This is a genomic window from Bacillus sp. T3, assembly GCF_033449965.1.
In the GTDB taxonomy this organism is placed as follows: Bacteria; Bacillota; Bacilli; order Bacillales; family Cytobacillaceae; genus Bacillus_BU.
Map to the genome: position 1 here is coordinate 3,672,887 of NZ_CP137761.1, position 14,626 is coordinate 3,687,512.

Genomic DNA, 14,626 nt, shown 5'->3' on the forward strand with positions numbered 1-14,626 from the left:
GTGTGAGAAAAAGTTGTCTCAATACGAAACACCGTTATTTGACGGGCTCATTCGGCATGCCCAAAAAAATCCTGTCCAGTTTCATATCCCAGGACATAAAAAAGGAGCAGGAATTGATCCTACTTTCCGTAATTTTATTGGGGACAATGCACTTTCAATTGATTTAATCAATATTGGTCCTTTGGATGATCTACACTCACCAAAAGGGATTATTAAACAAGCACAAGATTTAGCTGCAGAAGCATTTGGAGCAGATCATACATTCTTTTCAGTACAAGGAACAAGCGGTGCCATTATCGCCATGATTATGTCCGTGTGTGGACCTGGGGATAAAATAATTGTACCGAGAAACGTTCATAAATCGGTCATGTCAGCCATTGTATTTTCTGGTGCTATACCAATTTTCATTCATCCTGAAATAGATGAACAGTTAGGGATTTCCCATGGTATTACAACGGAAGCTGTGGAGCACGCATTAGAACGCCATCCAGATTCTAAAGGTTTACTCGTGATTAATCCTACCTATTTTGGAATCGCTGCAGATTTAAAAAAGATTGTTGATATAGCACATTCTTATAACATTCCTGTTTTAGTTGATGAAGCACATGGAGTTCATATTCATTTTCACGATGATTTACCATTATCAGCCATGCAGGCGGGAGCTGATATGGCAGCAACTAGCGTTCACAAGCTTGGTGGTTCAATGACTCAAAGCTCGATTTTAAATATGCGCGAAGGGCTTGTTTCAGCTAAGAGAGTCCAGTCAATTTTGAGTATGTTAACAACTACTTCCACTTCTTATCTTTTACTAGCCTCATTAGATGTTGCTAGAAAAAGACTAGCGACAGAAGGAACGGTTTTAGTTGAGAAGACGATTAACTTAGCTCAATCTATTCGAAGTAGAGTAAATCAAATTGAAAATATTCTATGTGTAGGCGAGGAAATTCTGAATTCAAAGGCAGCTTATGATTTCGATCCAACCAAGCTAATTATTTCAGTTAAGGATTTAGGTATTACTGGATACGCTGTGGAAAAATGGCTTCGCGAGAACTACAATGTTGAAGTTGAAATGTCCGACCTATACAACATCCTTTGTATCGTGACCCCTGGAGATACTGAAACGGAAGCAGAAATTCTCATCAAAGCACTCCAGCATCTATCAAGAGAATTTCAACATTCAGGGGAAACAATCCATACGAAAGTGCTTCTTCCTGATATCCCTGTATTGTCATTAACACCTAGAGATGCCTTCTATGCAGATACTGAATCTATTCCGATTGAAGAGTCTGTTGGACGAATTATTGCAGAATTCGTTATGGTTTATCCACCTGGGATTCCAATCTTTATCCCTGGTGAAATTATCACAGAAGAAAACATTAAGTACATTCAAAAAAACCTTGAAGTAGGCTTACCTGTTCAAGGTGCAGAAGATGATGAATTGAAATATATTCGTGTCATTGAAGAACATCGTGCTTTTAAATAAGAAGATTCCCTATTTGGGAGTCTTTTTTGTTTTTAAATAAGGCTGTGTTAAATTTGTCTGTTGATTTCCGCTACAGGTGCTCCCTTTCCGCGGGGCGGGCGGTGAGCCTCCTCGGCGCATAGCGCCTGTGGGGTCTCACCTGTTCCGCTGCTCCCGCAGGAGTCTCGCACCTTCCGCTCCAATCAACAGAATGCTCAAAAATCAACACCGTTCTTTAACATAGCCTTAAATAAAAAGGAAAAAGCATGCCTATGCATGCTTTTTATATGAAAAATTAATGTTCAGTTTTTTCTTGTTTATCGTCGTTACAACACTGGCATTTAGCATAGAGGACCGTTACTTTTTCATCTTCAAACTGATCAATAGTCATATCACAAGATTGACAAACGATTGTTCCCACTATGGATTCCCTACCCTTCGGTTATTAGTCCGCTCTTTTGAAAGCGGTTGTAATTTGTTTCTTAATTACATAATAATATAACACTTTTTGTTTTTCAAGCCTAATTTGTATAACACATTAAAAATTTTATATGTAATTTATGGAAACGTTTATTGTAATAAAGATAGTACTTACCCATTAGTATGGCACATTAAAAACGAGAGTTAATTACAGGCATATCCCCTGAAAACTCCCTAGTTATACTATATTAAAAAAACAGACCTATAAGAGGTCTGTTTATACACATTTAATCGTACTGCGGTTCAAATGGAATTCCAGGTATTGCACCTTGGAAAAATTCAATTAAATCAGCAGCCTGTTGATCATCAGTAATATTAAAAGCGGACTTTAGGTATTCAGAATCTTCAAGATCCTTATGGTCGAGGAGAGCAGAGCGGCCTGTTTGCATACAGACGACGAGAGGCTTACCAAAAAATAGATTTGTGTAGACAATCCCAAAATCATAGCGGGTGGATTCTGTGGTAAATCCAATAAACCTAACTTTTACTTTCTCTGATTCATCATAAAGCTTTCCAAAGAGCTCCATAAATTACCTCCTTTTTTTGAATATTTAGAATTTTATTATAACTCAAGTAAAATAGTTTGGCAATGGATATTTATTCCCAAAAACAACTAGGATTGTCATCACTTTCGTAAAATATAAACACCACATGTTATAATAGATAAGACAAAAGTTTAATATAGAAATCGGGGGATGGAATATGGCAAAAAACGCTTTTATTAAACTTGTTCCTGCTTCAGCAAAGCAAGATATTACAACAGCAGAACTAAAAGCTTACTTTGAATACTACAAAGAGATTACGGCTAAAACTGGAGATCAGCTTGATTGGAATTATAACGGATCCGCTTTTCCTTACGAGATAAAGGAACATGAAAGCAGCCAAGGAAAATGGTTTTACCTATCTTCAACCCAAGACCGCTATTATGCCATTTTACTTGGAATTGATAAAGAAGTTGTCCAAAACGAGGATGGAACAGAAAAGGAACAAACCTATATCCAAGTGACTTTACCAGAAAAAGCGACTACAGGTGACAAAGGAAAAGCAAATGAATTTTGCAAATTTCTTTCGAAAAAGCTACAAGGTGAACTCCAATTATTCAATGGGAGAGTAATGTACCACTATCCTAGAAAATAGAATTGAATACAACGATACATATGGGTGAGCTTTGAGGCTTGTGTTCCCGATAGGAACCAGTTAAGGGTTAAAAAAACATTGACGACTATTGATAAGGTCGTCTTTTCTTTTGTATTCAAATTAAAATTTCGCCTGAATAAAGGATAAGGAAAGTTGGACGGACAAATAAATTAATAAACTAAAAACAGTCATCAGCAAAGTCTTTTTTGCCGATTTTAGAAGTGAATTCCCTACTAAAAACGCAATATATATAAAGATAAGAAACATTAATCCATTGTATAGTGGCTGATCATGCTTGGATAACCATTCAATGACAGAATAACCACTCCAGATCATTAATTGTAATAATATGACAACATATCCTTTCATTCTCATTACCTGCCTATGCAAAATCCCTTTTCATCATTATATGATTGATAGCTTATAGATATTTTTCATTTATGTAACATTTACATGACAAGCCAAATTTTTATTTTACGCTGTGATAAAATAGGACTACTTAGTCAATCAGTCAAGTGTGAATATTTTTATTTTTTAAAAAATAAAAAAAGTGAGGCTGCCCGTGAAATGAAAGGTTTGCCGTTGTTACTTGCATCATTGTTGGTGATAACTAGTTGCAGTAATTCAAAAGATGAAAAAATTCAGCTTCCCCATAATGTAAAACAAATTATATTTTTCTCAAATGATCAAGACTATTCCGAGGAAGCAGCATACTATGATGCGTTAATAGAATTAAAAAGAGAATTTCCGGATGAAATAAGAAATATGCTTGTCATATCGCCAACGAATGCAAAACCATATTTTCAATCCTTTCATATTAATGCATGTCCTGCTCTGCTTGTCATATACAATGACAAGGTAATGATCAGGATTAGCGGACAAGTCTCAAAAGAACAAATTATACAACCTATTTCAGAAATTCTATCTAGTGAAATTGTTAAAAATAACAATGAACAATAAAGAAAATCCTTTTCGATTATAACGAAAAGGATTTTCTTATGATTACTTAACAATATGAATTGGATGACCTAAAGCAACTTCAGCAGCTTCCATCGTAATTTCACCAAGAGTTGGATGAGCATGGATTGTCATTGCTAAATCTTCTGCCGTCATACCTGCTTCAATCGCTAAACCTAATTCAGCGATCATATCAGATGCACTTGGACCTGCAATTTGTGCTCCAATCACAAGACCATCCTCTCTACGAGTAATTAGCTTTAAGAAACCATCTGTAGCATCCAACGCTAGGGCACGGCCGTTCGCAGCAAATGGGAATTTCGCAGCGATTACGTCGATACCTTCATCTTTTGCTTGTTGTTCAGTATATCCAACAGAAGCAAGTTCAGGGTCAGAAAAGACAACTGCCGGAATGCCAAGATAATCAATTTCTGAGTTTAGACCAGCAATCGCTTCTGCCGCAATCTTCCCCTCATAGGATGCTTTATGAGCTAACGGTGGTCCAGGAACAACATCACCAATACCATAAATATTGCTTACGCTTGTGCGACATTGTTTATCTATTTGCACTACTCCTCGGTCAGTAAGCTGAACACCAATTTGTTCTAAGCCCATTTCGTCCGAGTTTGGACGACGACCAACCATGACAAATACATAATCAGCTTCAATCGATTTTTCTTCACCATTTACTTCATATTTAACTGTAACATTTGTTTCTGTTTCTTCAACACCTTTAGCCAATGCCTTGGTGATAATATCTGCGCCTTTTTTCTTTAAATTCTTTTTAACTATTGCTGACATTTGTTTTTCAAAACCATTTAAGATTTCATCTGTACCTTCTAAAATGGTAACCTGCGTACCAAAGTTCGCATAGGCTCCACCAAGCTCAGTACCAATATACCCCCCACCAATGACAACCAATTTATTAGGGATTTCCGTTAATGCTAATGCGCCCGTTGAATCAAGTACGCGTTTTGAATATTTAAAAGCTGGAAGTTCAATTGGACGAGAACCTGTTGCGATGATTGCATTTTTAAACGTGTAGGTTTGAGCAGAATTTTCATCCATCACACGCAGTGTATTCGTATCAACAAAGTACGCTTCACCGCGAACGATTTGAACCTTGTTGTTTTTTAATAATCCTTCGACTCCACCAGTAAGTTTTTTTACTACACCAGCCTTCCATGCTTGTACCTTTGTAAAATCAACTTTAACATTTTCAGCCGTAATTCCAATCGCCTCTGAATGCTTAGCTGTTTCATATTTGTGACCTGCTGCAATTAAAGCTTTAGATGGAATACAACCAACGTTTAAACATACTCCACCTAGTTCACCTTTTTCCACAATTGTCACTTTCTGTCCGAGCTGGGCAGCACGAATTGCGGCTACATATCCCCCAGGTCCTGCACCAATGACAATAGTATCTGTTTCAATCGGAAAATCTCCAACTACCATTTTTTACGCCTCCATTAACAATAGTTCTGGATCGTTCAATAATCTTTTAATATGATTTAGGGCATTCTGAGCAGTTGCTCCATCAATAATTCTGTGATCAAAACTTAAAGATAGTGCTAATACAGGTGCTGCCACGATTTCACCATTTCTTACAATTGGTTTATCAGCAATGCGACCAATTCCAAGGATTGCTACTTCTGGATGATTTATAACAGGAGTAAACCACTGACCACCGGCAGATCCAATATTTGTAATCGTACAAGAAGCACCCTTCATTTCATCAGGAGCTAATTTACCATCTCGAGCTTTTGTAGCCAATTCATTAATTTCATTAGAAATTGTAAAGATTGATTTGCGATCAGCCTCTTTTACAACTGGAACAAGAAGACCTTTTTCAGTGTCTGCTGCAATCCCAATATTGTAATAATGTTTATGAATGATTTCACTTGTTGAATCATCGATTGATGTATTTAGTGCTGGGAATTCACGTAAAGCACTTGTTAAAGCCTTCACAACATATGGAAGGAAGGTAAGTTTGATCCCTTTTTGAGCAGCAACGTCTTTAAATTTCTTGCGATTTGCTACAAGCTTGGTTACATCAACTTCATCCATCAATGTAACGTGGGGAGCTGTATGCTTAGAATTCACCATTGCCTTGGCAATAGCTTTTCTAATACCACTCATTTTTTCACGCGTTTCAGGATATTGCCCCTGAGGGATAGCTGGTGCTGTCGCTTTTTCAGCTGCTGCTTCATTCGCTGTCGGTTGCTCTTCAACTATAGCTACTGCAGTCGTTCCACCAGCTAGGAATGCATCAATATCATTTTTAACGATTCGGCCATTTTTGCCAGAACCGCTTATTACACGAATATCTACACCTTTATCACGTGCATATTTACGTACTGAAGGCATAGCAATGATACGACGATTCGGATCTGCTTCTGTTTGTTGCTGTGTGGCAGCAGGCGCTTGGGTTCCTGCTACTGGTGGAGTAGCTGGCGCCGCTTGTACATCGACTTTCTCCTCTTGTTTAGGAGCTTCCTCTTCTTCATCACCTTTAAATTTCATATCCTCATATCCTGGTGCATCGAAAGTCACCAATACTTGACCTACCGTTGCAACAGTACCTTCTTCGACTAAAACTTCTTCAACCGTTCCTGCAACTGGTGAAGGAATTTCCACTACAGCCTTATCATTTTGGACTTCACATAATACATCGTCCTCTTGAACCTTATCTCCAGGTTTAACAAACCATTTTACGATTTCGCCTTCATGAATACCTTCGCCGATATCAGGCAATTTAAATTGAAATGCCACTAGATATCACCCTCCTAATTACATTCTTCATCATTTTTCGTTTTTAACGATAGCAAAATACAAGGGGATTGCTGGTTATTCCGACCATACCAACAATCATCCCTCCATGATTAAAATGATAATACTTTTTTAGCTGTTTCAATTACATCTTTATAGTTTGGAAGCCATACAGCTTCTGCTTGTGGAAACGGGAAGATTGTATCTGGTGCTGTGACACGCAATACTGGTGCCTCTAGGCTAAGTATCGCACGATCATTGATTTCTGCCACAACACTTGCCGCGATGCCAGCCTGTTTTTGTGCTTCTTGAACAACAATGGCACGACCTGTTTTTTCAACAGAAGCAATAATTGTGTCTATATCAAGCGGGCTTACTGTTCGCAAATCAATAACTTCAGCTGAATTACCTTCTTTAGCTAGCTCTTCAGCTGCTTTTAGTGACTCATGAACCATAGCCCCATAAGTGATGATTGAAATATCAGTTCCTTCACGTTTCACATCAGCTTTTCCTAATGGAATTGTATATTCCTCTTCAGGAACCTCTTGTCGAAATGAACGGTATAATTTCATATGCTCAAGGAAAACAACGGTATCGTTATCACGGATTGATGAAATTAGAAGTCCCTTTGCATCATATGGAGTTGAAGGAATAACCACTTTAATCCCCTGGATGTTGGGCCATCATTCCTTCTAAGCTATCAGCATGCATATCAGGCGTGTGCACCCCGCCACCGAATGGTGAACGAATGGTAACTGGAGAATTGTATCTTCCCCCTGAACGGAAACGCATACGAGCTAATTGACCACAAATAGAATCCATTACTTCAAAGACAAAACCAAAGAATTGGATTTCCGGAACCGGACGGTATCCTTGTAAAGAAAGACCAACAGCTAGACCACCGATTCCTGATTCAGCAAGAGGTGTATCAAATACACGGTCTTCTCCGAATTCTTTTTGAAGACCTTCGGTTGCACGGAATACCCCACCGTTTACCCCAACGTCCTCACCGAATATTAATACGTTCGGATCATTCTGCAATTCTGTACGCAATGCATCAGTAATTGCTTGAATCATTGTCATTTGCGCCATGGCTTACTTCGACTCCTTTGCTTTGTAAATTTCAAATTGTTCTTTTAGGTTATATGGCATATCTGAATAAGTTAGCGAAATAAGATCCGTAACCTTTTGTTTAGGTGCAGCATCTGCTTTCTTAATTGCCTCTTTAATATCTTCTTTCGCTCTTTCGATAACTTCGCTTTCTTTTTCTTCGCTCCAAATACCTTTCTTTTCAAGGAATTTACGGAAACGAACAAGTGGATCTTTTTTCTCCCACTCATTGTCTAAATCAGTTGTACGATAGCGAGTTGGATCATCACCAGCCATTGTATGTGGACCATAACGATACGTTAGGGTTTCAATCAAGGTCGGGCCTTCACCATTTATAGCACGTTCACGCGCTTGGCGAGTTGCTGCATAAACAGCTAATGGATCCATACCATCAACTTGAATACCAGGGATACCTGCCGCAACAGCTTTTTGAGCTAATGTTTTCGAAGCAGATTGCTTATCAACCGGTGTAGAAATTGCAAAACGGTTATTTTGAACTACGAAGATAGCAGGAGCATTGTAAGCACCGGCAAAGTTTAAACCTTCATAGAAGTCACCTTGAGAAGTACCACCGTCGCCTGTATACGTAATCGCTACCGATTTTGCTCCACGTTTCTTCATGCCAAGCGCTACACCAGCTGCTTGCACATATTGCGCACCAATAATAATTTGTGGATGAAGCACGTTTACACCTTCAGGGATGTTCATTCCCTCGAAATGACCACGTGACCAAAGGAAAGCTTGGTATAAAGGTAAACCATGCCATACAATCTGCGGAACATCACGGTACCCAGGTAAGATAAAGTCTTCCTTTTCTAACGCAAATTGAGTTGCTAATTGAGAAGCTTCCTGTCCAGCAGTCGGGGCATAGAATCCTAATCGTCCTTGTCGATTTAAAGAAATAGAGCGCTGGTCTAAGATTCTTGTATAAACCATTCTAGACATTAATTCCTGAAGTTGTTCATCCGTTAACTCCGGCATTGCTGCTTCGTTAACAATTTCGCCTTCTTCATTTAATATTTGTAAAGTTTGGAACTGCTCCTCAACGACCTTGAGTTGCTGTTTCACATCTAATTGTGTTTTCATTTTCGATGCCATAAATGCCACCTCATCCTTTCATTAAGGGAAATAAAGTAAATTAAGCCATATCATAATTAGGATATCCAAACTTTTTGTTGATTAGATAACCATTTGGAAATAAAAGAGAAACTTGAAATAATGACAAGAACAACATAAACCTGTACTACTAATTATTTCATAAGAACTAATACAATCAATCTCTACGTTTTTCAGTTTACACCACACAAAATACCCAAGTCAATCATATTGTCTTAGGTTTTTCACATTTTAGTCACATTTTTTATTTCCATACTGTACTACAACTTTTTATAAATCTGTGTTACAAACACATCCAAATTTTGTTTTGTGTTATAAATAAGTTGAGAATGTTGTTATCCTACCAAAGTTTTTTTATATAATTACGTAAGACGAATGATTGGATTCAAATAGGATCCGCTTACATTTTCGTGTAAGCACTAACCTAAATTCTTCTCCTGTAATAAAAAAGAACCGACCGTTTTTGTCGATTCTTCTTCCTATCTATTCAGAAACGTTAAGATTAGCCTTTTTATAAAATTCTAGTTTCTCTTTATTGTATTTTTCCGTTTGAGCATTGAATTCATCATTTGTTTTTAAGACCTTATCATATGTTTCGTTAATTTTTGTAACTTGTTCAGCTAATTTCTCTAAAGATGTTTCCTTCGCTTTCAATTGCTCGTATAGTTCAGTGTCATATTGAATCCCCATTAAATATTGTTTGCATAAGATATTATGTATTTCATACCTTTTTTTCATCGTTTTATTCAATTCAATAGCTTGTTTTTTTAATTCCTCATCCTTAAGTTCAGAAATTAATGGGGTAATGTCTTCAAATTTCTTTTTAGAAGACTGCATGCTTTCTTGTTCTTTTACAATATGATCTTTTCTTTTAGATACGAGAGCTAACGCTTCGTCGGCTAGCTTAACGACTTGTTCATTTTCCTTGTTTCGTAAAGAAATCATTTGCTTATACAATTCTTGTTCTTTTTTTCAAGCTTTGCTAATGGCTGTTGCTGCTCCTCGAATCCTTTTTCTTGCTTTACAGCCGATTCCATTACCGTATACATTCTCTCTTCTGGTGCTTGTTCGTTACAACCGGTTAACGAAAATACAAAGAAACTTAGAAGTAAAACTAATAGTGTTTTCCGTTTGCTCAACACATCCATGCCCCCTAACCTATTCCATTATTAATGATATCGATTGTCCTTATTTTTTACAATAGCTTACCCTGTATTGAAATGAATAGTTAACTCCACCTAAGATGTGTTTCTATCAATGTTAGGCAGCGGCCCATACCAATTAACTTTATAAGCATAATTTATTAATGAAACGTCTAACTAGACGAATAATTATCAGGGAGGTTTTCCTTATGTTTGGATACGGCGGATATGGGTATGGTGGTTGTTGTTACCCAGCATATGGCGGTGTAGGTTTCGGAGGATGCTTTGCGTTAATTGTTGTCCTCTTTATTCTTTTAATCATCGTTGGCAGCGCGTTTTGCTAATTAATTGCAATGGAATCTATAAGAGGAGAGGATTCTCCTCTTTTTTTGCTTTATTTTGAGCTAGTGCTTTGTATATTTATTAACTTTTTCGTTATTCTTTGTTAGACTACTAACATAGTTTGTAAGGAAAAAATTTTAGGAGTGTTTAATCATATGCTAACCATGGAGGATATCATAAGGGACGGTCATCCAAACTTACGAAAAGTAGCTGACGATGTTCCCCTACCCGCATCTGAGGAAGACAAACAAATACTTTTAAGTTTAATGGAATTTGTTCAAAACAGCCAAAATCCTGAGCTTGCTGCAAAATATGGACTACGACCTGGCATTGGACTTGCCGCCCCTCAGATTAACGTTTTGAAAAAAATGATTGCTATCCATGTTAAGGACGAAAAGGGAGAGCTACATAGTTATGCTCTATTCAATCCAAAAATCATCAGTCATTCTGTAGAGCGTTCCTATTTGTCCTCTGGAGAAGGCTGCCTATCAGTTGACGAAAACTTCCCTGGATTTGTGCCTAGATTCGCGCGAATTACGGTTAAAGCAACCGACATAAACGGAAACGAACTTAAATTGAGATTAAAAGGACTTCCCTCGATCGTATTTCAACACGAAATCGACCATCTTAATGGGATCATGTTTTATGATCATATTAATAAACAAGACCCTTATCACCGACCAGAAAACGCGATTGAAATTGAACGATAATTTAGTCAAAAAAGAGCCGATAATCTGCGATTACCGGCTTGTTTTTTGTTAAATTAACTCTAATTCCTTTAAGCCATGCCAAATTCCATCTTCTGCAACATCTTTAGTAATAAATTTTGCTTTTTCTTTCAATTCATTAACAGCATTCCCCATCGCGACACCCGTTCCAACAGTCTCAAGCATTTCAAGATCATTTAATCCATCTCCAAACGCATAGACATCTTCCATTTTAAATCCTAAACGCTTGACTAATTGTTGGATCCCTTCAGCTTTTGAACCGCCTAATGGCATGACATCGACCGAATAGGGGTGCCAACGTACTAGTTTAAAATCAGGATAGAGTCCATTGTACAAATTTTCATCCTTTTCTTCCATAAATATCATGACTTGAAGAATCTCTTTATTATAATAAAAAGAAGAATCCTGCTCAGGATGAACAAACTTTAGACTTCCCATACTTTCCTCAATATACATATGATGAGCTACGCTTGATTTCATCGTATTTTCATCCATAAATACTAATGGGTGGCCATTTCGTTTTGACTCCTGATCCAATCGCACAATTTCGTTATGATTCAATGGATTCGTGTAAACTACCTCATTCTCAAAAACGACATACTGACCGTTATACCCAACAAAAGAATCCACATCTAATTCTTTCCGCAAGCCTTCAAACATAAATGGCGCACGACCTGTAGCAATAGCCACAAACACTCCATTTTGTTTCAGTTGTTGAATTGCCATCTTCGTTTTCATCGGCAATTTCTTATCGTGGTCCAATAATGTTCCATCAATATCAAAAAATACAATTTTACTCATATATTAATAAACTCCTTTTCAACTCAAGCTCAACTCATTTGTTAATGTACAATGAAAAGTTTATTTTGCCTGATATTATTACTTTTTACATACTAAAAATAAAAAGTATACTTTTCTTTGTGAGTTGTCAAATATTATCCAAAAATTATTTTCCATGTTTAGCCATGAAAAATATAGACAATCTAAACATATACTAGTAAAAAAGGACTAAGTATTTATAACAGCGGACTCATATTTACTTTACATTGGACAAGGATGGTATAAAATAAGAAGTGAGGAGATGATCCACTATGTTAAAGAAGCTAAGAGAGAAGCTTTTAAAACAGTGGAAAGATTTGCTTCGAAAAAAATCTATCGCTTAACAAATTTGAGCCCTTCAAACTTGCGAAGGGCTTCTTCCTTGTTGTACATTGATAATTAACAATCCTTTAACATTCCTTGGAAGCCCATCCCAGTAATTCCTTTCCATGAATAATTTGTTAAGGCAAGAAAAAACATGAAAAACCTGTTAAACTTATATATAATAAGAAAAGCGGAAGCGGCTTGCAAAGCATAAGACAAGTTAATTAGAAGTTTGTATCCTTAACCTAAATTAAGTAGCTTTATTTTAATGTTTTAGTACTTTAACAATGAAGTTAATGTATCTATTTTAGATAAAACAGAAAATATGATTAAAGGAGAGAATAAAATGATTTTTAAAGTATATTACCAGGAGTCCAATAAACAGGTACCTGTACGCGAGAAAACAAAAACTCTATATGTTGAAGGCGAATCTGAACGAGATGTCAGAAAGAAATTAGTCGACAGATCCTACAATATTGAATATGTACAATCCGTAGAAGGTGCATTTCTAGAGTATGAGCAAACAAATGAAGACTTTAATGTATTGGAGATTCGATAATTTATGAAATTTGTAAAAAATGACCAAACAGCCGTATTTGCCCTGGGCGGTTTAGGGGAAATCGGAAAGAACACCTACGCAGTACAATTTCAGGATGAGATTATTCTTATTGATGCGGGGATCAAATTTCCTGAAGATGAGTTACTGGGGATTGATTATGTCATTCCAGATTACACCTATCTAATCAAAAACGAAGATAAAATCAAAGGACTATTTGTAACGCATGGTCACGAAGACCATATTGGGGGTATTCCCTATTTATTACGACAAATAAACGTCCCAATTTATGGTGGGAAATTAGCCCTTGGATTAATTCGAAACAAACTGGAAGAGCATGGTTTATTACGGACTGCCAAACTAATTGAAATAAAAGAAGAAGATGTTATTAAGTTCAGAAAAACATCCGTATCTTTCTTCCGTACAACACATAGTATTCCTGATTCATACGGAATTGTTGTCAAAACCCCGCCTGGACAAGTTGTCCATACAGGAGATTTTAAATTTGATTTTACTCCTGTAGGTGAGCCTGCTAACTTAACAAAAATGGCTGAAATCGGGAAAGAAGGGGTCCTTTGTCTCCTATCCGATAGTACAAACAGTGAAATTCCTCATTTCACAATGTCAGAACGCCGTGTAGGCGAAAGCATTCACGATGTTTTCCGCACGGTGGATGGTAGAATTATCTTCGCTACCTTTGCTTCCAACATTCACAGACTTCAACAAGTAACTGAAGCTGCTGTTTTAAACGGTAGAAAGGTTGCAGTGTTTGGCAGAAGTATGGAAGCTGCAATTGAAATTGGTTTGGATTTAGGCTATATTAAAGCCCCAAAGGATACCTTTATCGATGCCCAACAAATCAATCGACTACCAGCTAATAAGGTAACCATTCTTTGTACAGGAAGCCAAGGTGAACCGATGGCTGCCCTTTCTCGGATTGCTAACGGCACCCATCGCCAAATTCAAATTATCCCTGGCGATACTGTAGTCTTTTCGTCCTCACCGATCCCAGGAAACACGATTAGTGTAAGCAGAACTATCAATATGCTGTTTAAGGCTGGCGCTGAAGTTATTCATGGACCGCTAAGCGATATTCATACTTCTGGTCACGGTGGACAGCAAGAACAAAAATTAATGCTTCGTTTAATTAAGCCGAAATTCTTTATGCCTATTCATGGTGAATATCGTATGCAAAGAATGCATGCAAAATTAGCTGTTGATTGTGATGTACCAGAAGAAAACTGTTTTATCATGGACAACGGTGAAGTATTAGCCCTAAGTGAAAATATGGCTCAGGTAGCCGGAAAGATCCCTTCAGGCAATGTTTATATTGATGGAAGCGGAATTGGTGATATTGGAAATATCGTCCTACGTGACCGCCGAATCCTTTCAGAAGAAGGCCTTGTGATTGTAGTCGTTAGTATTAATATGAAGGACTTTAAAATTGCAGCAGGACCTGATCTTATCTCTCGCGGTTTTGTTTATATGAGAGAATCGAGTGACCTTATTAATGATGCCCAGGTACTTATTACGAAACATCTAAATAAAGTCATGGAAAGAAAAACGACGCAATGGTCAGAAATTAAAAACGAAATTACGGACACACTTGCACCTTTTCTTTACGAAAAGACAAAGCGTCGTCCAATGATTTTACCAATTATCATGGAAGTATAGTACTCCCTTT

The 14,626-nt window shown here is 37.2% G+C and carries 14 protein-coding genes and 2 pseudogenes; 7 read left to right on the forward strand and 9 right to left on the reverse strand.

The features are described from left to right. Nucleotides 1-13: 13 nt before the first annotated feature. Nucleotides 14-1,483 carry an aminotransferase class I/II-fold pyridoxal phosphate-dependent enzyme gene (locus RGF10_RS18740; RefSeq protein WP_318504946.1) on the forward strand — a complete coding sequence of 490 codons (1,470 nt, stop codon included), beginning with the start codon at nt 14-16 and terminating at the stop codon, nt 1,481-1,483. Nucleotides 1,484-1,757: 274 nt separating this feature from the next. On the opposite strand, the gene RGF10_RS18745 is transcribed toward RGF10_RS18740, so the two are convergent. After that, on the reverse strand, nt 1,758-1,883 hold the full coding sequence (locus RGF10_RS18745) for a GapA-binding peptide SR1P (RefSeq protein WP_318504947.1): 126 nt from the start codon (nt 1,881-1,883) through the stop codon (nt 1,758-1,760). A gap of 286 nt (nt 1,884-2,169) precedes the next feature. Then, nucleotides 2,170-2,469 carry a DUF3055 domain-containing protein gene (locus tag RGF10_RS18750; RefSeq protein ID WP_318504948.1) on the reverse strand — a complete coding sequence of 100 codons (300 nt, stop codon included), beginning with the start codon at nt 2,467-2,469 and terminating at the stop codon, nt 2,170-2,172. A gap of 175 nt (nt 2,470-2,644) precedes the next feature. Between RGF10_RS18750 and RGF10_RS18755 the strand changes: the two genes are divergently transcribed. Beyond that, on the forward strand, nt 2,645-3,079 hold the full coding sequence (locus RGF10_RS18755; protein ID WP_318504949.1) for a DUF1885 family protein: 435 nt from the start codon (nt 2,645-2,647) through the stop codon (nt 3,077-3,079). A gap of 120 nt (nt 3,080-3,199) precedes the next feature. Here RGF10_RS18755 and RGF10_RS18760 read toward each other — a convergent pair whose 3' ends face one another. After that, nucleotides 3,200-3,448, reverse strand: coding sequence for a hypothetical protein (locus RGF10_RS18760; RefSeq protein WP_318504950.1), 249 nt, complete (start codon nt 3,446-3,448; stop codon nt 3,200-3,202). An 84-nt stretch (nt 3,449-3,532) separates the two neighbouring features. Here RGF10_RS18760 and RGF10_RS18765 point away from each other — a divergent pair, with 84 nt between their 5' ends. Next, nucleotides 3,533-4,039, forward strand: a complete 507-nt coding sequence (locus RGF10_RS18765; RefSeq protein ID WP_318504951.1) for a small peptidoglycan-associated lipoprotein — start codon at nt 3,533-3,535, stop codon at nt 4,037-4,039. Nucleotides 4,040-4,081: 42 nt separating this feature from the next. Here RGF10_RS18765 and lpdA read toward each other — a convergent pair whose 3' ends face one another. The 5 genes and pseudogenes from lpdA to RGF10_RS18790 form a co-directional block, all read right to left on the reverse strand. Then, complete coding sequence (gene lpdA / locus RGF10_RS18770; protein WP_318504952.1) at nt 4,082-5,491, reverse strand: dihydrolipoyl dehydrogenase; 1,410 nt, start codon at nt 5,489-5,491, stop codon at nt 4,082-4,084. 3 nt (nt 5,492-5,494) lie between these two features. Continuing rightward, the gene (locus tag RGF10_RS18775) at nt 5,495-6,808 is read right to left on the reverse strand and encodes a dihydrolipoamide acetyltransferase family protein (protein ID WP_318504953.1); all 1,314 of its coding nucleotides are present in this window, start codon (nt 6,806-6,808) and stop codon (nt 5,495-5,497) included. A gap of 110 nt (nt 6,809-6,918) precedes the next feature. Further along, a pseudogene (locus RGF10_RS18780) lies at nt 6,919-7,897 on the reverse strand (alpha-ketoacid dehydrogenase subunit beta). Nucleotides 7,898-7,900: 3 nt separating this feature from the next. Then, nucleotides 7,901-9,013, reverse strand: coding sequence for a pyruvate dehydrogenase (acetyl-transferring) E1 component subunit alpha (pdhA, locus tag RGF10_RS18785; protein ID WP_318504954.1), 1,113 nt, complete (start codon nt 9,011-9,013; stop codon nt 7,901-7,903). A 501-nt stretch (nt 9,014-9,514) separates the two neighbouring features. Further along, a pseudogene (locus RGF10_RS18790) lies at nt 9,515-10,179 on the reverse strand (YkyA family protein). 203 nt (nt 10,180-10,382) lie between these two features. Here RGF10_RS18790 and RGF10_RS18800 point away from each other — a divergent pair. Further along, nucleotides 10,383-10,517, forward strand: coding sequence for a YjcZ family sporulation protein (locus RGF10_RS18800; protein ID WP_318504957.1), 135 nt, complete (start codon nt 10,383-10,385; stop codon nt 10,515-10,517). A 153-nt stretch (nt 10,518-10,670) separates the two neighbouring features. Continuing rightward, a complete protein-coding gene (gene def, locus RGF10_RS18805) occupies nt 10,671-11,225 on the forward strand; it encodes a peptide deformylase (RefSeq protein WP_318504958.1) in 555 nt (184 codons plus the stop codon). A 48-nt stretch (nt 11,226-11,273) separates the two neighbouring features. Here def and RGF10_RS18810 read toward each other — a convergent pair whose 3' ends face one another. Then, nucleotides 11,274-12,044, reverse strand: coding sequence for a Cof-type HAD-IIB family hydrolase (locus RGF10_RS18810; protein ID WP_318504959.1), 771 nt, complete (start codon nt 12,042-12,044; stop codon nt 11,274-11,276). Between the two features lie 688 nt (nt 12,045-12,732). On the opposite strand from RGF10_RS18810, the gene RGF10_RS18815 reads away from it, so the two are divergent. Then, nucleotides 12,733-12,945 (forward strand): DNA-dependent RNA polymerase subunit epsilon, encoded by a 213-nt coding sequence (locus tag RGF10_RS18815; RefSeq protein WP_318504960.1) that lies wholly within the window; start codon nt 12,733-12,735, stop codon nt 12,943-12,945. A gap of 3 nt (nt 12,946-12,948) precedes the next feature. Then, nucleotides 12,949-14,616 (forward strand): ribonuclease J1, encoded by a 1,668-nt coding sequence (gene rnjA / locus RGF10_RS18820; protein ID WP_318504961.1) that lies wholly within the window; start codon nt 12,949-12,951, stop codon nt 14,614-14,616. The last annotated feature ends 10 nt before the right edge of the window (nt 14,617-14,626 follow it).